This window comes from Verrucomicrobium sp. BvORR106, from assembly GCF_000739655.1.
Classification (GTDB): domain Bacteria; phylum Verrucomicrobiota; class Verrucomicrobiia; order Verrucomicrobiales; family Verrucomicrobiaceae; genus Verrucomicrobium.
Genome location: NZ_BATR01000109.1, coordinates 1 through 19,743, shown reverse-complemented (window position 1 = coordinate 19,743; position 19,743 = coordinate 1). Strand labels below are relative to the sequence as shown.

At 60.4% G+C, this 19,743-nt stretch carries 19 protein-coding genes; 13 read left to right on the top strand and 6 right to left on the bottom strand.

The features are described 5' to 3' along the window. The coding region (locus BV106_RS19460; RefSeq protein WP_038167365.1) for a c-type cytochrome domain-containing protein at positions 1-509 on the bottom strand (509 nt) is incomplete at its 3' end. A gap of 306 nt (positions 510-815) precedes the next feature. Between BV106_RS19460 and BV106_RS19455 the strand changes: the two genes are divergently transcribed. The 7 genes from BV106_RS19455 (at position 816) to BV106_RS19425 (ending at position 6,465) form a co-directional block, all read left to right on the top strand. After that, positions 816-1,376, top strand: a complete 561-nt coding sequence (locus BV106_RS19455) for a hypothetical protein (RefSeq protein ID WP_038167364.1) — start codon at positions 816-818, stop codon at positions 1,374-1,376. Positions 1,377-1,388: 12 nt separating this feature from the next. Next, positions 1,389-2,030, top strand: a complete 642-nt coding sequence (locus BV106_RS35880; RefSeq protein WP_051946074.1) for a protein phosphatase 2C domain-containing protein — start codon at positions 1,389-1,391, stop codon at positions 2,028-2,030. 46 nt (positions 2,031-2,076) lie between these two features. After that, a complete protein-coding gene (locus tag BV106_RS19445) occupies positions 2,077-2,322 on the top strand; it encodes a hypothetical protein (RefSeq protein ID WP_038167363.1) in 246 nt (81 codons plus the stop codon). A gap of 37 nt (positions 2,323-2,359) precedes the next feature. Further along, complete coding sequence (locus BV106_RS19440; protein ID WP_038167361.1) at positions 2,360-2,896, top strand: hypothetical protein; 537 nt, start codon at positions 2,360-2,362, stop codon at positions 2,894-2,896. A 21-nt stretch (positions 2,897-2,917) separates the two neighbouring features. Then, complete coding sequence (locus BV106_RS19435; RefSeq protein ID WP_038167359.1) at positions 2,918-3,427, top strand: hypothetical protein; 510 nt, start codon at positions 2,918-2,920, stop codon at positions 3,425-3,427. Positions 3,428-3,705: 278 nt separating this feature from the next. Further along, a complete protein-coding gene (locus tag BV106_RS19430) occupies positions 3,706-5,874 on the top strand; it encodes a DUF5916 domain-containing protein (RefSeq protein ID WP_038167357.1) in 2,169 nt (722 codons plus the stop codon). Positions 5,875-5,913: 39 nt separating this feature from the next. Beyond that, on the top strand, positions 5,914-6,465 hold the full coding sequence (locus BV106_RS19425; RefSeq protein ID WP_038167356.1) for a hypothetical protein: 552 nt from the start codon (positions 5,914-5,916) through the stop codon (positions 6,463-6,465). 365 nt (positions 6,466-6,830) lie between these two features. Here the strand turns inward: BV106_RS19425 and BV106_RS19420 are convergent, their stop codons facing one another. From BV106_RS19420 to BV106_RS35875, 5 genes are all read right to left on the bottom strand, one after another. Next, a complete protein-coding gene (locus BV106_RS19420; RefSeq protein WP_038167354.1) occupies positions 6,831-7,157 on the bottom strand; it encodes a DUF3325 domain-containing protein in 327 nt (108 codons plus the stop codon). Between the two features lie 25 nt (positions 7,158-7,182). Next, positions 7,183-8,796, bottom strand: coding sequence for a PepSY-associated TM helix domain-containing protein (locus BV106_RS19415; protein WP_038167351.1), 1,614 nt, complete (start codon positions 8,794-8,796; stop codon positions 7,183-7,185). A 1-nt stretch (position 8,797) separates the two neighbouring features. Then, a complete protein-coding gene (locus tag BV106_RS19410) occupies positions 8,798-9,109 on the bottom strand; it encodes a DUF3649 domain-containing protein (RefSeq protein ID WP_038167350.1) in 312 nt (103 codons plus the stop codon). A gap of 102 nt (positions 9,110-9,211) precedes the next feature. Next, positions 9,212-11,452 (bottom strand): TonB-dependent siderophore receptor, encoded by a 2,241-nt coding sequence (locus tag BV106_RS19405; RefSeq protein WP_038167349.1) that lies wholly within the window; start codon positions 11,450-11,452, stop codon positions 9,212-9,214. A gap of 116 nt (positions 11,453-11,568) precedes the next feature. Further along, positions 11,569-12,615: an AraC family transcriptional regulator gene (locus tag BV106_RS35875; RefSeq protein WP_051946073.1), complete on the bottom strand. Its 1,047-nt coding sequence runs from the start codon at positions 12,613-12,615 to the stop codon at positions 11,569-11,571. A gap of 357 nt (positions 12,616-12,972) precedes the next feature. On the opposite strand from BV106_RS35875, the gene BV106_RS19395 reads away from it, so the two are divergent. The 6 genes from BV106_RS19395 to BV106_RS19370 all read left to right on the top strand — a co-directional run. After that, positions 12,973-13,461, top strand: coding sequence for a hypothetical protein (locus tag BV106_RS19395; RefSeq protein WP_038167348.1), 489 nt, complete (start codon positions 12,973-12,975; stop codon positions 13,459-13,461). A gap of 65 nt (positions 13,462-13,526) precedes the next feature. Continuing rightward, positions 13,527-13,934, top strand: coding sequence for a hypothetical protein (locus tag BV106_RS19390; RefSeq protein WP_038167347.1), 408 nt, complete (start codon positions 13,527-13,529; stop codon positions 13,932-13,934). A 66-nt stretch (positions 13,935-14,000) separates the two neighbouring features. Next, positions 14,001-15,947 carry a pectate lyase gene (gene pelA, locus BV106_RS35870; protein ID WP_051946072.1) on the top strand — a complete coding sequence of 649 codons (1,947 nt, stop codon included), beginning with the start codon at positions 14,001-14,003 and terminating at the stop codon, positions 15,945-15,947. A gap of 1,133 nt (positions 15,948-17,080) precedes the next feature. Next, on the top strand, positions 17,081-17,728 hold the full coding sequence (locus BV106_RS19380; protein WP_038167346.1) for a hypothetical protein: 648 nt from the start codon (positions 17,081-17,083) through the stop codon (positions 17,726-17,728). A gap of 94 nt (positions 17,729-17,822) precedes the next feature. Then, entirely contained in the window at positions 17,823-19,352 is a 1,530-nt protein-coding gene (locus BV106_RS19375) for a DNA polymerase Y family protein (protein ID WP_038167345.1), read from the top strand. A 10-nt stretch (positions 19,353-19,362) separates the two neighbouring features. After that, a partial coding sequence (locus tag BV106_RS19370) for a PHP domain-containing protein (protein WP_038167344.1) occupies positions 19,363-19,743 on the top strand: 381 nt, incomplete at its 3' end.

Below are 19,743 nucleotides of genomic sequence, written 5' to 3'. Positions count from 1 at the left end.
GAGGGAGAGGGTTGCAGCTTCTCCTTTTCCAGCCGCGCCAGGATGAAGGCATCCACGGGATTTACCACACGGGCGGTGTGAGCAGGATTCTCCAGCTTGGGAACTGGTGGCGTGGTCGGCGCGATGAATGCCCAGTGGCCCTGATACTCCGCGCCCTCCGCGATCCACTGCCGCAGGGTTTCCTGCTGCGACTTGCTCAGGGGCTTGTGCAGCTTGGTCGGCGGCATGAGGTCATCTTCATCTGAGGTGAAGACGCGTGCGATCAGTTCACTCTCGTCCGGCTTGCCCGGCACGATGGCCAGAGCGCCGGACTTGGCGGGCTTGAGCGCCTCTTCCCGGATGTCCAGCCGCAGCTTGCCCTTGCGCTCCGCCACGTCTGGCCCGTGACAATGAAAACAGGTGTCCGATAGAATGGGCCTCACATCCCGATTGAACTCAATCTTCGCCTGGGCAGCAGGCACGAGCACCACGAGAGAGCAAAACAGGAAGATGGGGGTCAAACGAATCATGTAAAGATGGCGATGAGCAAGTTCCAGGAATGCTGTCAGGAGCCGGAAGCGCAGGATACGGGAAACGAATGTTCGAGATGGACGAAGCGTTGCGATGATTTGTTTTATATGCTCAGGGGTCAGCCCTGCTCAACGCAGGCCTCGTCCACCCGCTATAAGAGACAGGTCTCAGGTGAGAAAACGTCAATTTTCCCGCCGTCTTAGCGGCGTCCATGTGGCGAGTTCTCGCTACTCAGGTATGTCATCCCCCTCCCCAGCCCAGTGGTTTTGCACTTGCCTTAATCAAACTTCCGCCTCTTTTGCATCATGCCACAACCGAATCAGGTAATCATTCCGCCCCAGGGAAAAAGGTGGCATCGTGTTCCGGGTTGGATCTGGGTCACCTTTCTGGCGCTCTTGGTCATGTGGCAGTCTTATGCAGGCGTAAGAAGCTTTCTCCGGCATCACAATTTCTGGGACCTCACACCGACCCTTATCTCCCTCTGCATTTGCATCAACCCGCTGCAGTTTCAGTGGATGGCCCTTTTCCCCCGGGTGTTGACTGTAACCCCGGATGGGTTGCAACTGAAGGCTGGTGCCTTCCCATTTCGAAGACGATGGCTGGCCCCCTGGGAAGACGCCGTGCTGCTTCGCAATGATCAGGTGTTGATGCTTGCTGGAGTAAGGGCCAGACTCTCACGTGCAGTAATCGTTGAATCCTACCTCTCGGACACCTCGCGGGATAGCCTGATCGCACGACTCAACGCCCTCTGCCAGCAACAGGGCATCGCGCTGGCCTCTGAAGATGCGAGGATCAGACTAAAAGATCTTCGGTTCTTTGAGGAAACCGCTGGCGGCACGGATCCCAGCAAATTTTGGAAGGGCTGAACCCGCGGCACCATGCGTTTCTACTCCCACAGCGAACCTGGTGGCAAACCGGATAATGAAGACCATGTCCTGGTGCGGCGACACCCCATGGGCCACGACATGCTGCTGTGCTTCCTGGCAGATGGTCAGGGTGGCCGGGCACATGGCGCAGAGGCGGCACGAGTCGCCTGTGAGACCGCCATGCAGCTCGCCCAGGACTCGGCTCCCTCCGACCTATTGGAGCCTTCCTACTGGGAAGACTTGCTCGACGACGTGGATGTGGAGGTCAGCGAGACAGAGGGATTCACGACGCTGGTGGCAGCCGCCATCACCCGTGAAAGCGTGACCGGCGGATCGTGTGGTGACTCCAAGCTGTACCATTTCTCCCGTGAATCCGGAAACATCGAGGAATGGACTTCGAGGCAGTTCCGCAATCCACCCGTAGGCAGCGGTGAGTGCCAGTTCACGATGTTCCATCAGGATCTCAATGTGGGAGATGGCCTCTTCATCGTGTCTGACGGCGTCTGGAAGTACTGCGGGTATGAAGCGCTCCAGTCGGCATTCGCCCTCAGTGATTTCTCCATCGTGGCGGCCCACCTCCACACTGCGACGCTGGCAAGAGCCGGCCGGGAACTGCCCGACGACTTCAGCCTGATCGCCCTTGATTTTCGCTAACCTTGTGTGAAGCTCTTACAGCTTCCAACGCAAGTTAAAGCTCCTCATGATCGAAGGCATTGCGCTGATTGTTCTGGTGCTGTTTGTCATCCTGGATGGCATCATGCGCATCGTCTCGGCTCTTTATGATACCGAGCGTTGGGGAGCAGAGTCATCCCGCATCGGTGATGCGCCCTGGGACAGAGATGCCCGCTCGTGGACACACCGCATTCTGACAATCTGGCACACCTCCAGATGGGTGCTATGGGGCATTGTCGTCATCGTGAGCGGTGGCCTCTGGATTTTTCGCTGAGAACCAGCTACGTTTCATTGATCATCCTTCGCGCTTCATGGGCCTGTTCTCCTTTTTCAATCGTCGCCCGGCACCTGAAGAGGTGTTCGTCCAGGAAAGCACCGAGCCCATCGAGCTGGAGATCGACTTGGGATGGTTCCAACTCAATGGGGTTTCGCTCGGTGAGATGCCTTCATCCGTTCTGCCTGAGAAAGTGATCAACTCCCCCAGCGGTGTGTTTGAGCCCAATGGGCAGGGCATCGAGATCGGCACGGAGCATGGTGTCTTTGACCATGCCTTCATCACCGTGGCGGAGTTCACTGGCATTTTGTTGCGCAATGGCCGCCCTCTCACTCTCCTGCCTCAGATGACAGAGAGGGACATTCTGACCATCTTCGGCGAGCCCTACTGGACAGACCGGACTGAGGGCGAAACGCTGTTGTTCTACGAATACCTATTGGGTCAGGTGGAGCTGCAATTCGAGTTCCCCGATGCGCAGGGATTGGGCTTTGTAACTCTCATGCGCAACGGTGTGCTCTCCGAGGCTGAACAAAGGAAGTCCTACGGAGTGACGAAGTCCTGGCCACCCGTTTGAAAACCTCCACCCTGTACTTTCATGAACCGCCGTCACCTCTTGGGAGTCATCTTCACTGCTGGTGGCATGAGCTGCCAGTCCCGCCCGCACTCGGACACAGAAGCTGAAGCCTTGCCCCAGTCCCTCTCAACCGCCACCGTTGCGCCGCTCGCACAGGCCGGATTTCCCGAATGCACAAGGGTCACAGCGTACGCTATCAATCGAAGCACGAAGCTGCCCAGCCCGAACAAAGTCCTTGTGATCGACGGAGCGCTCAATCCAGATCGCACACCATGGCAAGGGCGAACCTTGAACGACGGAGAAGTACAGGCCTTCTTGGGTGCCACAACGGTGAAGGACTTCCCTTCGATGCCGATGCACTGCTTCTTCCCACGTCATGCGATTGCGTTCTATGCAACAGACGGGCGGTTGCTTGGCCACTATACGATTTGTTTTAGCTGCCAAGGTTACCGGGCGTCCCACGGAGAATTCGTTACGAGCCCTGATTACTCTGCGCTCAAGAACCTGTTCCGACAGGTTCACCTCCTGTAACTGACGCCTATCAGTGATGCGCTTATTTTTCGTCGTTGATCCTGCGTCTTCGCGAGCCTGCCAATGCCAGGCTAAATGAGCCATTTAGAGCTATCTCAATCTTTCTTGCGAGTTCGTCGCAAATACTTATTGCAACCGCGTCTCCTTCGCAATAATGACACTTTAAGCAAGTGTCAGGCACCGTCGCATCGACTCCGACACCGTTTCCAGTTCAACAGGCACTGGGCAACCTAACTCCCTCGCCTGCTGCATCTCAAAATCTGTCCCAAAGAATCCTCGTGCTCCGCAAGCCGCTCCCCTTCGTCCTCGCCCTCACGCTCCAACTCTCAAACTCCTTACTCAGTCAGGCTGAAGTGCCCAGGGTGCCCGCTCTCGTGCTGGATGGGCAGACCCACAAGGTCCCGGAGCTGGATGGCGTGCTTAACGATGCCTGCTGGCGAGTAGCCAAGCCAGCCACAGATCTGCGGCAGGTATTCCCACGTGAAGGCGGCACTCCCCATGACATCACGGAGGTGCGCTTTGCTCACGATCACAAGCATCTCTACATCGCCATCCGTTGTGATGACCGCGAACCAGGCCGTATCACGGCTCGTGAACTTCAGCGCGACTCGTTCGAAGGAGAATCCTTTCCCGCTGACGACTTCGTCCAGATCGTGATCGATCCCTTTGGCCGGCAGCGGGACGGCTTCCTCTTTGCCGTGAATCCCCTGGGGGCCATGACGGACGGCCGCATTGAAAACAGCACCACCACCGTGGTGGAGTGGGATGGCATCTGGGATGCCCGCGCCCGGCGCGATGCGAACGGATGGACCGCGGAGATGAAGATCCCCTTCAGCACCTTGAGTTTTGATCCCGCGCGCGACTCCTGGGGCGTGAACATCCAGCGTCTCATCCGCCGTCGTGAAGAGATGATCCGCTGGGCACAGCCCACCCAGTCCCGCGATGGTGACTGGCTCACGGACATCGGCCGCCTGGACGGCATGACCGAGCTTGATCAAGGCCTGGGCCTGGAACTCAAGCCCTACACCGTCCTCCGCCACACCGACAGCAAGGCGAATGGTAGCAGCACCGAGCTTCGTGGCGGATTCGACGCGAGCTGGCTCATCACCCCGGCGCTGACCGCCACCATCACGGTCAACACCGACTTTGCCGAAGCGGAGGCGGATGTCCGCCAGGTCAACCTGAGTCGCTTCCCCTTGTTCTTCCCGGAGAAGCGTGACTTCTTCCTGCGGGATGCCCCGTACTTCAGCTTCCCCACCAACACCAGTCTGCTCACTCCCTTCTTCTCCCGCACCATCGGCCGCGGTGCCGATGGCACACCGGTGGACATCATGGCAGGTGCCAAGTTCACTGGCCGGGCCGGCCCCTATACCCTGGGTATTCTGGATGTGCAGCAGGACGGCCACGATGGACTCCCTGATAAGAACCTCCTCGTGGCCCGTGTGACCCGGGAGCTCTCTGAGGAAACAACTCTTGGCATGCTCCTCACCCATGGTGATCCGTACCAGGCGGGTGACAACACGCTTTTTGGCGGTGATCTCACCTGGCGGACCTCGCGCTTCTTCGGTGACAAGAACCTGAACACCACCCTGTGGGGACTGGGCAGCGATGATGATCAGTCCGGCCGTGATGCCGCCTTTGGCTGGAGCGCGGGCTACAGCAATCAGCCCTGGGACATCTTCGCCGCGGCAAGTCAGATCGGAGATGACTTCAATCCGGCGCTTGGCTTCCTGGAGCGCCAGAGAGTACGGGAATACGTGCTCGACACTGTTTACCGGTACGAGGTCAACAGTTCCTGGCTGCGCAGCTTCAACATAAGGGTGGCTCCGTATCTGGTCACTGATCTCGATGACCGGCTGGAATCTGCCAAACACGTCCTGCCTGGCTTGCGGTGGGAGCTGGAGAGCGGGGATGAATTCGCCTTCTGGCTCAATCACAAGGAGGAGCAGCTCTTTGAGCCCTTTGACATTCGTCCCGGCAATCTCATCGAACCCGGCGACTACAAGTTCCACAGTGTCGAGGGCGAATTTCTCGGAGCTCCCTCCCGCATGCTTGCCCCCTCCGCGGGATTCGAAGTCGGTGACTTCTACAACGGTCAACTGCGATCCTTCTGGACCCAGATCGACTTCCGCCCCTCACCCCATGTATTTGCCGGCATCGGCTATGAGCAATACGGGGTGGAACTCCCGAGTGGTGACTTCACCAGCCGGTTCCTGACCGTGCGCCTGAACCTGGCCGTGTCCCCAAGACTGTCCTGGAACACCCTCGCCCAGTACGACAATGAATCCGACACCTTCGGGGTCAACAGCCGCATCCGCTGGACCGTGCGCCCTGGCACGGATGTCTATTTCATCGTCAACCAGGGCTATGCCGTGCAGGATCGCAGGCGGTTGAAATACGTGCAGTCTGAAGCCGCGCTCAAGGCCGGGATGACGTGGCGATTTTAGAAGCTTGACCGTTTGCTGCCATGGCTGCACCATCGGCTGATGATGCCCGGGAAATTGATCCAGATGCTGGCAATGGTGGTCACTCTGCATGCGTCCGCCGCGCATCCATCCTCCCATGCCCTGTTCCTACAGGCCATCAAGAACGATTCCACCACGACCAATTATGTCTTGATCCATGTGGTGAACGACAAGACTGGCGCAACGAAACTCGTCTGCACGGGAGCCCCCTTTCTGCTAGGGGCTTTGCACATGCAACACAATCTGAAGTACGATGCCGTCGGCAGCCAGAAGGCGCTGGCTCTGGCCTCTTCTCAGAGCGATCTGGTCTTCCACTTCACCAAGTCTGCCGCCATCAAAAATCTCGCCCAGTATCACACCCCAGAACAGGTGGCGGAAATGCGAGCGGCTCTCAAGCCTTATTCGAACCGGCAGCTCCCCGCCCTGTTCAAGGGCGACGGCAAAGGTCTCGACCCGCTCTATATGGCCGATGGCAAGTCATCCTACCAGGGAGCCATCGCTCAAGTGCTGCTGGAACGCGGGCTGTTGCCGGAGCGCCAGTGCTTTAGCGGTGCACTGACGGTGGCAAGGTAAGTCCCCCCTCCGCGCATTTCTCAGACTGGCATGAACAAAGTCGCGCCAGCGTCTGGAGTGCGTGCGGCTCGACGCCGCTTTCGCGCCTCTTGTGATCTCCTAGGACCCAGGCATTCCAGCAACGCCCACTACGTTGCTTATTGGATGCTGTTTGTAGTTCAATCTTTAGATTGCTGCATTGGGAACGACGCCGCCCCCTTCGCTCCAACGCACTACTTCACTCAATCGTCATCGGTCGGAAAACGGTGTCGAGCCACCGTACTCCAAGACGCTTCGCGACATTTGAACCCACTGAAGCCAAAAACGTCATTGGGCAAGCAATACGTCAAGACCCAACTCCTCCCCGTCGCCACTTCTTCAATCAATCACCCCCACCACGCCAAAGCAGGCGCCAGGCTCAGCGCCATCAGGCCCACCGCCGGGAGCACGCGGGGCACATAGGTCAGCAGAAAAGTTAGCACCAGGCCCGCGACGGCCAGCATGACCGTCCAGGCGACAAGATCCACCGTCCACTGCCGGGAGGTCAGCACCAGCCCTAGCGCTGCCAGCAAGCCTCCTGCGCCCAAGAGTCGCCAGACCGTCCGGCCCGCTGGTGCTATCTCCCGGCCAAACACCCTGCGGTGATGCACAGGCATAGCCACGGCCAGACAGGCCAGGGAGGGAAAGATCAGGGTCAACAACACGCCATTCATGATTTGATCAAATTCGAGCCTCCTCTCAAGCAACTTCAGATGCCGGTTCATCCTGCGCCTGCGAAGCTGTCGGTCGCGTCGGGCTTTTTCCCGACTGCTTCACTTTCCGTCCCGCGAGCCGCACGGCCGCGGTCCACGCGACCAAACCCAGCACCAGGACGGCCACATCAAAGGCCTCGTGAGCCCACTGGCCCGCCCGCACAGAGCTGCGCAAGTAAGTACCTACCGTGAAGGCATCCAGCAGAGGCAGCCCCGAAAACAAGAACGCCACCAGGATCAACTGCTCACGCCAGGCTTTCCCCACTGGCCGCACACAGGCATGCAGCAAGGCAAAGCCCCACGCATACAGGAAACAATCTACCTCCCAGTCACCACGACCGGCCAGCGAAAGGGGAAGCAGCCGGTTGGCCCAAAACAAGGTGCCAATGGCGATGAACAAGCCTGTGATGGTGGCGATGTTCAACCGCTCCACCAACCAATGACCAAAGGGCACCCTCCCGGCACTGAGATGACGGTTGCGGCGCTTCAAGGTCCACAGCACCAGGCCAGTCGCCACCAGCACTGACCCCATCATCCCCATGAAGAAGAATCCCCAGCGCAAACCTGTCCCGGCAAAACGCGCCAGATGCAGACCATAGATCACACTGTGAATGGCGGTGACGATCCCCTTGCGCTCCGCCTTCTGCTCCACAGCCTCGCCAGTGATCCCATTGAACTCCAGCTTCGCCGCTCGCTGCATCCCCACACCGCCTTCATCAAAACGCGAAAAAGCCACCGTGGCCTCTGGCGAGTTCCGCGAGGAGATCTCCAGCCGGCGCACACCGGGTCCGGCCCCTGTCGTCCACTGTGACTGCGCCTTGTCATACAAACGCAAGATCATGGCCAGATCCGGAACGCCTGACGCACTCTGCTCTGACGAAGCTTTGTCTCCTGCCATCTGCGCCGCTTTGGGACGGCTGCCTGCCTCCTTCTCCTCAGGCAAGACCTTCTCCGCCCATGGAAGGTACATATGCATGAAGATGACCAGGGCCGAGTAACTGATGAGCAGGTAGAAGGGCAATGCCAGCACAGCAGTGACATTGTGCAGGTCCAACGCCGTACGGGGATTGTTCTTGCCCGGCCGGAAGGCAAAGAAATCCTTGAAGAACTGTCGGTGGGTGACAATGCCGCTGATCAGAGCCATGAACATGAACATGGCCGCTGCCCCTGCCAGATAGCGCCCCCAGGGATGGGGTAGCTGCAGCTGAAAGTGAAAGCGGTAGAAGAACTCCCCGCCCCGAGTGTCCCGCACCTGCGGAGTGGGACCAGCCTGGTCCAGAGCAGGCAACACCTCCCGCTTGAACCCCTGCCTCCCCAGCCCCTCCTGCCACCAGATGGAGGCGGCACCACTCCGGGCATCGGGCAGCTCCACACCCCAGCGTCCGGCCTTTGATGCAATTTCCTGTAACCGTGTGAGCCCGGCGTTCACCGTCGCGCGGTCAGGCGCATGCGTCGGCATCTCCGGCTGCATCCAGCGGGTGATCTCATGACGGAAGTACGTGGCCGTGCCGGTGACCATGATGGCAAACAGCACCCAGCCCAAGAGCAACCCGGTCCACGTGTGGAGCCAGGCCATGGATTGACGGAAGGTCTTCTTCATTTCAAACAGCAACTGCGGTCACCACTGGTTTCAGCCACCACACGGCGAGTGCGAGCACAAGGGCCGGGCCGCCGATTCCCGCCCAGGCGAGCCACGCTGTCCGCGCGCAAAACGCCCAGGCAACAGCCGCGGCAAAGATCAGGAAGGCCGGCATGGAGGCTGCCATCACCGCCTCCTCGCGGGGCAGGGCCAGCGTCAGAGCCAGCACCACGCTGCTCAAGGCTGCCAGGGCATAACCACCGCCGATCGCGGCCACACAGCGGGACACCACGCCCAGCCTGGCCTGCAGCGAGCTTCCAGATTTCTTGACCATATGCTTCAGGGTTAAAAGAGCTGCCTGAGGCCAGCGCTCACAACGCCGGCCTCAGGACTTTAGGGGTTTTTAGGTTTCCAGTCCCGCTTCCCGCGAAGCGAACTAGAATTTGTACCGCAGGGAGAACTGGATGTTCCGGGGTTCTCCAAAGTACACGCCGTCATAGAAGCCGACGTTGCGGTAGTAAGTCTTGTCGAAGAGGTTCTTCACCGTCACGGAGGCGGAGAGGTTCTCCGTGATGCGGTACTGCGCATTCACGTCGAACAGGAAATAACCGTTCTGCCGGATCTCCCCTGCCGTGCTGCCCCAGTACTCGTTGTTGGTGTCGCTCTGCCAGCTCATGCCCGCGCCCACGGAGAGCTTGTCCAGCTTCCCGGGAAGGCGGTAGTTTGTGGAGATGCGGACGAGGTCCTCGGGCAGGTTGGACTGCGCGTTGAGGCCATCGTCCGTTTCCGTGTTCACGTGGGTGTACCCCGCATGGACAGACCAGTCCTTCGTGATGTAGCCATTCAGCTCCAGCTCAAAGCCTCGGCTCGTGATGGGACCGGTGGGGATGGAGGGGAAGGTGCCGTCAGGGAAGGGCGGAGAGCTCCAGTCCGTGAGGTAGGAGTTGTCCTGCTCCGCCTGGAAGACGCTGAACGTCGCCAGGAGGCGGTGGTTGAAGAACTCCCCTTTGATGCCAGCCTCGATATTGGAACCGCGGATGGGTTCGAGGATATTCCCCTCGGTGTCCCGGCCCATCTGGGGGTCGAAGATGTCCGTGTAGCTGGTGTAGAGGGAGAGGTTCTCCGCCACGTCGAACACCAGACCGGCGTAGGGCGTGAACTCGCTGGTGACGCGGAAGCTGTTGTCAGAACCCGTGTACTTCCCGCTGGTGTCATAGTTGTCGCGGTAGGTCTCCCAGTTGCTCAACCGGGACCCCACGATCAGCGACAGCGGATCGGCGAGCTTCAAGCGCAACGCGAGATAACCGCCGTACTGCTCCGTGGTGGTCACGTCGTACGCGCCCGTCACTCGTGACTGAGGATAAGGCAGCGCGGGATTCCAGGTGAAGATGTTCGGGATGACCGTGTCGAACGCATAGGTGGTGTCCAGATAGGTCGTCTCCGACTCGTAGATCGAGTAGTTGAAGCCCATGACGATGTCGTGCTTCTGGCCAAAGAGCTCAAACTTCCCGTTGGTGTAGAGGTCAAAGCTGTCGCGCGTCTCATCCACCAGACTGGTCGAGCGCCAGATGTTCATGCCCGCGCCCGTTTTGGGATCGGGGAATCCGCTCCCGGCATAGGCCACCGCCCAGTCCAGATCACTCTCTGTGTGGGCATAAGTGCCCTTGATGGTCCAGTCATCGCCGATCTTCTGCTCCAGCGTGATGAAGGCAGTACCTGCGGTGCGGTCCCACTTGCTCCAGAGAGCGGACCAGTTGGTGGAGCGTGGCAGATCAATGTGGCTGCCGTCAGCGGCGAAGTACGGCACCGCCCCCCAGGTGGCAGCGCGCGGCTTGCTCTCCTGCCACTGGTAGCCCAGGCTCAGGAGGGTGCTGTCCGTGAGATCAGCTTCGATGATGCCGTAGAGTACGTTCTTGCCCTCGCTGTAGTTGTCCATGTAGGACTCGCGCTCCTGATACACGCCCACAAAGCGGGAGCGAATGCGGCCATCCTTGGTCAGCGGCACCGTCACATCGCCTTCAAAGCGGTAGTAGTCCCAGCGACCGATGGAGCTGGAAATGTAGCCGCCGAATTCCTTGCCCGGACGCTTGCGCTGCAAGTTCACCGTGGCAGAGGGGTAGCCCGGACCACTCAGCAGACCGTTGGCTCCGCGCAGAATCTCCACCTGTTCATAGAGGGCGGTGTCATAGATCGGGGTGGCGCCGTAGGCATCATTTGCACCGGTGGCATAAGGCACCCCGTCGATCTGAAACTCAGAAACCTCAAACCCGCGGGCATAGTAGAGCGTGCGCTCGCTGTCCAGTTCATAGACACTGACGCCGGGGGTGTCCGCCAGCACTTCGGCCACGGTATTGAGGGAGCGCTCCTCCATCCGCTCCCGGTTCACGATGGTGACGGACTGCGGAGTCTCGCGCATGGTCAGAGGCAGCCGCGTGGGTGTGCTGGTCGGCACCTCCACCACGTTGTTCTCCGCCGCTGCTTCCACGACCACGGTGTCCAGCTCTGTGGTACCGCCTTCCGTTGCGGCAGGCTTGGCCGTCTGGGCCGGGGCTGAACTGGGAGCGGGAGCCGCCTCCTGGGCGTGCAGCCCGCTGGAGGTGGGGACCAGCGCCAGGGAGAGGGCGCTGACTAGTGGTGCCGCCCAGGGGCGGCGTTGGGTTGATTGGCCTTTCTTCATTGGGATGTCTTGTCCAGATGGCCGGCGTGGGAGTTGGGCCGTTCTGACGGCCCTTCACCGGTGACGCATCCCTGCCATATTTAGGCTGCCAAAATCCACCTGCGGGCGGCCCATTATCACCTGCCTGCGGTCAGCTGAAACGTCTTGGGGTTCACCCCGAACTGACGGCGGAAGGCCGCAGCAAAGTTGCTGGGGTTGCAGTAGCCCACATAAGACGCCACCTCCAGCACCGTGGTACGGCCGGATTCGAGGAGATTACGCGCGTGCTCCATGCGGCAGCTCCGCAAGTAGCCAAAGGGGGTGTTCTGGTACACCTGCTGGAAGCCCCGCTTCAGTGTAGTCTCACTGAGGCCGACGCTGCGCGCCAGTTCCAGCAGAGAAGGAGGCGTCTCCAGATGCTCACGCAGAATGGCGGCCGCATGCTCAATCTGCATGACCACTCCGGCAGCCAACCCGCGCACCGGAGCAGACACCCCCGCATGCTGGGTCAGGGCCACCATCATCTCCGCCATCAGTTCATTGCACCGCGCCTCCAGGATCATCGTGCGAGCCGCCCCCTGATAAGGGCAACACTGCAGCGTCTGCGCCGCCATTCGCACGCCGGCCGTCATGGGCAGGGTGATGTCTGACGAGCTGCTGCCTGCCGCCACCTGACGCAGACACCGTGCTCCCGCAGAACCATCCCCTTCCAGCAAGTTGTCCAAGGCATCTTCCGACACGCAGATGGTGACATGAAAAGACTTCTGGCTGGGCAGGATGCTGCACGACTTGATGGAAGGACCATGGATCACCGCCATCTTTCCAGACTCCCTGCGGAAGGTCCCCTTCCCGGCCTGATGCTCCTCCTCCCACCCGCCGTCCACAGCGAACGTGAAGAGCAAGGGAGAACGGATCTCCGTGTGCCGGATGGTCGTATGCCCGGTCACGTACTCACTGCCCCAGTGCATCCACACCCCAGGTCGGATACTACGCTCTCGAACCTCCCCCGTGCACCAGGGCACCTCGGGACGGATCTCAAATTCAGGGATGCCGTCCGGCGGCAGCGGTCCCACCGGGATGGGATGGGCCTGAAACACCTCGTCAGCATCCCGCGCCGTCATCGTCACCTTGGAAAGGCGACTGAGACGGTCGAATCGAGTGACTGCGGCGGTCAGAGACGACATCGGAGCAGCTCCTAACTCGCTGAAAGTGAGTCTAAGTTTGTATCAATTCCGAGCATTTTGCGACAAAGTCTCACCAAAGGGAAGACCGTCAAGACGTTTGAGACGCAATTGCATCTAAGGAAAAAGGGTAGCTCTTCCGTCGTGAGCACCTCTTGTCCACCGTGCGGATGAGGATGCGCAATTCTGACTCCTCCTTCACAGTACATCGGACGCGTTTCCCACGGCCGTGATATGAGCCCGCCTCACACTTGTTTCCTATGACTCGCGTGAAGGGACACAGTTGAATTAGCTCCCCTTCAGCAGGTTTTGTCCTTCAATTCTCAAGACCACCCCTCCCCTCCGGCCCGATCCGGGAGCATGGACAAAGACGGACTTGCCCTCTACCTGCGAGATCATGCATCCGCCTCCGTGGGGGCATTGGAGTTGATCGCCCACCTGCGGAAATCTGACCCGCCGCCTTCGGAAGCCAAACTGCTGGACCGCCTTGAAAATGAGATCACCGGTGAGCAATCTGTCCTCACGGATCTCATTACCACGCTGGACTCCAGTCGCAACCAGTGGACAGACGCCGGGGCCTGGCTGGCAGAGAAAGCGGGTTTCTTGAAGCTGTGGATGGCCAAGTGCGAAACACCGCCCGTCTTCTGGCTGCAGGCCTTTGAAGCCCTGGCCTTGGGAATCCGCGGCAAGTCCGCCTTGTGGACGCTGTTGAAAGAGGCTGGCAACCTGCCCACGGGGTCTGAGAGCGGTCAGTATCAAGCCCTGCTGGAGCAGTCCCAGGTCCAGGAGAGTTTGGTGGAAGAAGCACGGCTGCGCGCCGGGTTGCGGCTGCTGCATACCACGGCGTAGGGTGCGCAGGTGGTTGGCTTGAGGAAACTTGCGAGCCACCGATTTTTCTCCATGTTTAGCGCAGCATGGAAAGCTCCTCACCGCCCCAGCCTCCTGCCATTCACCCCTTTGGCAGTGGCATTTTCTTTGCCGTCCCCGGCGCAGTCTTTCTGCTCTACATCCTGATCGATGCCGGGGGGGCGGTGACACGCATCATACGGCAACTGGCTCAGCAAGGCACCGCGGATGCCCAGCTCATGGGACAGACCGTTGGCGAGCTCATTGTCACGCTGGCCGCGCGAGGCTTTGTCGCCTTGCCCGTTGTGGCGGTTCTGGTTCTGGCCCTGATGGCCTGCCGCTACCGGGCAGTGTGGTTCTACCGCTATCTCCTGGTCGTCAGTCCGCTGCTCATGCTGCTGGCCCCCTTTGGCACACTCTTCGGTGCCTGGTTTCTGATGTACCTCTGGAAACACCGCCGCGAGTTTGTCGCGTGAGTTGTGAGAAACCCGCGACATGAGTGCGTTTAGGAAGCGGCCCTTCCACCTCTGTTTCCCTGCTCCATGCACCGCACCGCGCTCCAGGCTCTCGCCCTCCTCACCGCCATTGCCAGCATCGCACCCGCCCAACTCATCCAGGCAGCAGAGACCAAGGACTTCCTCAAGAAAACTCCAGCGTGGTTTGCCACAGAGGAAGCCAAAACCGTGGCGGCCAATCTCCTTTCATATCAGTCCGACTTCGGCGGCTGGCCCAAGAACCTGGACCTCACCGCCAAGCCCTTCACCGGCCGCCGCGATGAACTGGTGGGCGAGTTGAGGCCCATCTTTGACAACAGTGCGACCACAGATGAGATCCGCTATCTGGCCCGTATGCACAAGGCTACGGGAGATGCCCGCTACCTGCGCGCCGTGGAGGACGGTCTCGACTACATCCTCATCGCCCAGTATCCCACCGGGGGCTGGCCGCAGTTCTACCCGCCAGATTCGGAGTACCACCGCCACATCACGTTCAACGACAACTCCATGGTGCGTATCCTGCTGCTTTTGCAAGAGATGGGCAAGCCGGGCGTGTTCGAGGCGCTGGACGCGGATCGGCGTACCGCGGCCCAGATTGCCTTCCAGCGTGGGATCGAGTGCATCTTGAAATGCCAGATCAAGGTGGACGGCCGCCTCACCGCCTGGTGCGCCCAGCATGACGAGTTCGACTACAGCCCGCGCCCAGCACGAAAGTTTGAGCTGGTATCCCTCAGCGGTGCGGAGTCCGTGGCCATCGTCAAGCTTCTCATGAGCCTCCCCCGCCCCGCTCCGGAGATCGTCGAGTCCATCGAGGCCGCCGTAGTCTGGCTGCAGACCGCCCGGATCGAAGGCTGGCGGATCGAGGAACTCACCACGGATGACACCCAGGGGCACAACTTCTCCGCCACACCGGACCCTGCCGCGAAGCCCCTCTGGGCCAGGTTCTATGACATCACCACCAACCAGCCCCTCTGGTCCAACCGCGACGGTGTGCGCAAGCTGGGCATGGCAGAAATCGGCTGGGCCCGTCACGGTTACGCCTGGACCGGCGACTGGGCACAATCCCTCCTGAACAAGGACTATCCCGCCTGGAAGAAGCGCCTGGCCAAGGAAGGCCCCGGCCCCGCTTTCACCCCCTGGCAACCGGTAGTGCGAATCGCTCTCGCGGGAGACTCCACTGTCACGGACACGGCAGGCTGGGGTTTTGGCTTCAAGAAGGCGATCACTGGCCAGGTGCTGTGCCAGAACTTCGCCGGTGGCGGACAGAGTTCCAAGAGCTTTCGCGATACCGGCGTCTGGCAAAAAGTGTTGAACAGCAAACCAGACTACGTGCTCATCCAGTTCGGCCACAATGACATGCCGGGCAAAGGCCCCAAGCGCGAAACGGACCCCGAAACCACCTACGCAGAGAACCTGCGCCGCTACGTGCAAGAGGTCCGCGCCGCGGGGGCCAAGCCAGTCCTGGTGACCTCCCTGGTGCGCCGCATCTTCAATCGTGATAATAGCGGACAGTTGCGGGGCGAACTGGCCCCCTATGCCAATGCCATGCGCCGGATCGCGACAGAGGAGAAAGTCCCGTTGGTGGATCTCTATACCCGCAGTGTGGAACACGTCGTCAAGCTCGGCCCCCAAGGCGTGGAGCCGTTTGAACCCATCCTGCCCGTCAAGCCTGCAACCGCCCCGGCGGCCAAAGAAGTTGGTTCCTCTACCTCTACCTCCAGTCCAACGACGCCTCCTTCGACGAAACCTGGGGATGCCGTTTCTGCACCTGAGCCTGCAGCGGCAACTGCTCCGGTGCCTGCGCCTGCGCCCATAACCGCAGAAGTCACCGCCCCCGCGGCAGGCGACATTGACTTCCCCACCTCCACCCCAGCCACCCGCCGGGATGGCACGCATCTCAACGTGCCAGGCAGCATCGAGTTCGCGAACCTGGTGGTGGATGAACTTAAAAAGGTGATCCCTGAGGCTGACATGAATCATTGGTTCCGGCATTAGAGCAAACGCATCATCAGAAGGTGAGATGTGTGGGGTATTTGATCCTGCCGCGCCTCGCGGTTCTGTAGTAGCCCTTGGACACGCGATTGTTCTCGTCGGGGCAGACATCGCATACCGGAAAATTAGTGCCTCCTCACGTCGATAACTACGACCTGTGTTGGCGGTCGCACGGCAGAAGGCATCATCAAACACCCTCTGCCTCCGCACTCACCCCGATGGCTCACGCCTCAACTCCCACCCACTGGTCTTTGATCACCCACCATCCAGCGCCCTGTAGTTGTCGACGTAAGGAGAACCGACCAACCGAGCGCGTTTTGGGGTGGCTGCCAAGGAACCACCTGGAGGTGCCATTCTCAGTTCGAAGCTGATCCCCAGCGGGGATCTCTACCACAGCCCAACGTTGGACGAGCCCTAAGCGAGTCAACGTTGGGTACCCCCGCAGAGGATGATCAGGTGGGCAGGCCGACAATATCTCCTTTCTCCTCACCGCCATCAACACCCCCACGTCAGCCCCCCCCAGATTCCTTGGCAGGCACTAGCTGAAGCGTCTGCCAGCTTCGCTTTCCCGCCGGTGTCATCAAATTCGATCAGTTATCGACACTGAAAGGCGAGTCGGCATTCACCTACCCAAGGTCAACTCCACCTGGATGCGCAGCATCTTTGGGACTGCGGCGAGAATCGCCGCTTTCGCACCCCTTGTGATCTCCTCGCACCCTCTCGCCGCCACCAGCGCCTTTTGACCCGAAGCTCATCCTCGAAGAGGATAATCCCTGAAGGGGATTTGTAACACAGCCCAATGTTGACGAGCCTCAAGCGAGTCAACGTTGGGTACAGCCAGAGAAGCTCTCAACGCTGAAAGCGTTGTGTAGAGGCTCCGTCTCCAAAAGCACCCTCTTGGCTTTCAATTATTTCATCGATTTCCCCCTCTTTCCTCCCGTCACCTCCGGCGGTTGTGCAAGCACAAACCGCCGCTCCTTGAGAAAGCACAGGCCTTTGATGATGCAGTGAAGAGAACAGTCTCAACAACTCCCCCCTCTCCATTACTTCAGAGAAGTTTAAAAAAATTGCGCCTCCGAAGCACTTGCCAAAGCTCTTTTTTAAACAAATAGTGTTCACTCGAACACTATTTGTTTATGTCTCTGCCTGCCAACGTCATCGCCTTCCGGGAGCTCTTGCAGAGCAAGTTCCCGGAGGCTCATGCGGTTCGCAAGGAGGCAAAAACGACGTGGCACACCGGGGTAGCGAGCCTGGATGCCATGCAACTCCCTCTCGGGACGCTGATTGAGATTGTGAGCGAGAGCTCCTCGTCCGGGGTGGGCCTGCTCCAGGCAGCTCTACTGCACCGGGAGACTGCGGTGGCGGAATACACCGCCATGGTGGATGGGAGTGACGCCTTTGACCCCTGGAGCGTTGGCGCGCCCGAACTGGACCGCTTTCTCTGGGTGCGCTGCCAGCAGCTCCCCCAGGCCATCAAGGCTGCCGACCTCCTGCTCAGGGACGGCAACATCCCCCTGGTGCTGATGGATCTGCAACTGCACCCCGCCAGGGAATTACTGCGCCTGCCCAGCAGCGTGTGGCATCGGCTGCGCATGCTGGGGGAGAAGAGCGGCGTCACCACCTGCATCTTCACTCCCAGTCCCGTCATCTCCTGCGCCGCCACCCGGCTGCTCCTGCACCCTTCCTTCACCCTGGAAGATCACCAACGCCCCACCCCTGATCTGACCCACGCTCTGCAAGTGCAGACTGACCCCGTGAAGAAACAGTCCCTGCGTGTGGGCTGACGCCACCCCACCCCCTCTCACTCAAGTTATTTCAAATAACCTCACCTGCACCACCTCTTACCTTTTACCACTCACCTCTCACTGTCCCTTCCCCATGCACGCGGCCGTTCTCATCCCCGCTTTTCAGCTGCAGGCTCTGGCTCACTCTGGCTTCACCGAGCCAGTGGCGCTGCTGGACGCCGTGGCTGGCAGCTCTTCTCTGGTGCGGGAGCAGGCCAGCGTCCTGCATCTCAATGCCGTGGCCAGGAGTTTTCAGGTTCACCCCGGCATGACCGCCAGCATGGCCCAGGCACGCTGTGCCGCGATCCAGTTGCTCTACCGTGATGCTGCGGCTGAAGGGGCCGCTCAACAACGGCTGCTGGAGTGCGCGTCCAACCAGACCCCGTATTATGAGTCCACTCTCCCCGGCCTCTGCGTTCTGGATCTCTCCAGCTTGAAGGGCATTCGTGGATCAGAGCAGGCCTGGGGAGAAACCCTGCGCCAGGATCTGGCCCGTCACCGTCTGTCAGCCCGCATCGGCTTCGCCCGGCATGCGGATCTGGCCGTGCTGGCAGCGCATACGGCCCGCCCCATCCGCATCATCCATGACACGCCAGGGAATGAGAATGAAAACCGCCGCTTCTTAAATGCTCTCCCTCTCTCCGTCTTAAACCCCACCTGGCAGACTGCGGAAGTCTTTGCCCTGTGGGGCATCAAGACCGTGGGCCAGCTCTGCCAGCTGCCCCGCAGCGGCGTCACCCAGCGCCTGGGGCGTGAGGGCATGCTGCTGTGGGATCTGGCCAACGGCGGCCATGAACGTCTGCTCAGGCTCGTGCGCCCCGTGCCTGGCTACCGCATGGAGGAGGACTTCGAGCATCGCGTGGAGTGCCTGGAGCCGCTGCTCTTCATCCTGCGCCGCCATCTGCAACATCTGTGCGATCGCCTGGGCGCTGACTGGAAAGTGGCCGCTGCTGCCGCGCTGGAGCTGCGCTTTGAGGATCGCACCAGCCATCGTCGTGACTTGCGGGTGGCCGAGCCCACCCGGGACGTGGACCTCCTCTTCCGCGTCATCCACACGGCCCTGGAGGGCTTCACTGCTGCCGCTCCCATCTGCGGCCTCACGCTGGAATTACAGCCCATCACGCCATCCGGTTGCCAGAGCCATCTCTTTGAACGCACACTGAAGGATCCCAATCGGTTCGCGGAAACCCTCTCCCATCTTGAGGCTCTGGTGGGCACAGGCAATGTCGGCCGGGTAAAGCTGCTGCCCAGCCGTCGGCTGGATGCCTTTGCGGTCACCCCCTTCTTTGACCTGGAAAATGGCTCTTCATCCCCCTCCCCCGCAACCGCGGTCACCATCCCGTCAGAAGAGATGACCTGCGTGGGACTGCCTCTGCGCCGGCTCCGTCCCGCGCCACCCGCGGAAGTATTCCTGGTGAATGAAAAACCCGCCGCCTTTCGCACCCCCCACTACAGTCAGGTGATCACCGCCTGTGACGGCCCCTGGCTCATCTCAGGCAACTGGTGGGACGCCACCCAAGCCTGGCGGAGGGAGATCTGGGTGGTGACCGGTGAGAAAGGCGCCCTGTTCCAACTGGCCCGTCAACGCAATGGCGAGTGGATCCTGGAGGGCCTGCTGGGCTGAGCACATAACCATGTCTTTCATCGAACTCCATGCACGCAGCGCCTTCAGCTTCCTGCGAGGAGCCTCCTCTCCTGAGGACATGGTGACCCGCGCCGCGGACCTGGAAATGCCCTGCATCGCCATCACGGATCGTGACGGCTACTACGGCTCCGCCCGCGCCCACTTAAAAGCCAAAGAACTGGGGCTGCGCGCCCTCGTAGGCATGGAGCTCACCATGGAGGATGAAACCGTGCTCCCGCTGCTCGTGGCCACCCGACAGGGTTACCAGAATCTGGCCCGCCTCATGACCCGTGCCAAGCTCCGTACCACCAAGGGGCAGAGCCGTGTGCTCTGGAGTGAACTGCCCGAGTATGCGGAAGGCTTGGTGGCCCTGAGCGGGGATGAAGAAGGC

Coding starts and splice junctions, on each gene's coding strand:
- BV106_RS19455 (WP_038167364.1), top strand. CDS start 816: ATGCCACAACCGAATCAGGTAATCATTCCGCCCCAGGGAAAAAGGTGG.
- BV106_RS35880 (WP_051946074.1), top strand. CDS start 1,389: ATGCGTTTCTACTCCCACAGCGAACCTGGTGGCAAACCGGATAATGAA.
- BV106_RS19445 (WP_038167363.1), top strand. CDS start 2,077: ATGATCGAAGGCATTGCGCTGATTGTTCTGGTGCTGTTTGTCATCCTG.
- BV106_RS19440 (WP_038167361.1), top strand. CDS start 2,360: ATGGGCCTGTTCTCCTTTTTCAATCGTCGCCCGGCACCTGAAGAGGTG.
- BV106_RS19435 (WP_038167359.1), top strand. CDS start 2,918: ATGAACCGCCGTCACCTCTTGGGAGTCATCTTCACTGCTGGTGGCATG.
- BV106_RS19425 (WP_038167356.1), top strand. CDS start 5,914: ATGATGCCCGGGAAATTGATCCAGATGCTGGCAATGGTGGTCACTCTG.
- BV106_RS19420 (WP_038167354.1), bottom strand. CDS start 7,157: ATGAATGGCGTGTTGTTGACCCTGATCTTTCCCTCCCTGGCCTGTCTG.
- BV106_RS19415 (WP_038167351.1), bottom strand. CDS start 8,796: ATGAAGAAGACCTTCCGTCAATCCATGGCCTGGCTCCACACGTGGACC.
- BV106_RS19410 (WP_038167350.1), bottom strand. CDS start 9,109: ATGGTCAAGAAATCTGGAAGCTCGCTGCAGGCCAGGCTGGGCGTGGTG.
- BV106_RS19405 (WP_038167349.1), bottom strand. CDS start 11,452: ATGAAGAAAGGCCAATCAACCCAACGCCGCCCCTGGGCGGCACCACTA.
- BV106_RS35875 (WP_051946073.1), bottom strand. CDS start 12,615: ATGTCGTCTCTGACCGCCGCAGTCACTCGATTCGACCGTCTCAGTCGC.
- BV106_RS19395 (WP_038167348.1), top strand. CDS start 12,973: ATGGACAAAGACGGACTTGCCCTCTACCTGCGAGATCATGCATCCGCC.
- BV106_RS19390 (WP_038167347.1), top strand. CDS start 13,527: ATGGAAAGCTCCTCACCGCCCCAGCCTCCTGCCATTCACCCCTTTGGC.
- pelA (WP_051946072.1), top strand. CDS start 14,001: ATGCACCGCACCGCGCTCCAGGCTCTCGCCCTCCTCACCGCCATTGCC.
- BV106_RS19380 (WP_038167346.1), top strand. CDS start 17,081: ATGTCTCTGCCTGCCAACGTCATCGCCTTCCGGGAGCTCTTGCAGAGC.
- BV106_RS19375 (WP_038167345.1), top strand. CDS start 17,823: ATGCACGCGGCCGTTCTCATCCCCGCTTTTCAGCTGCAGGCTCTGGCT.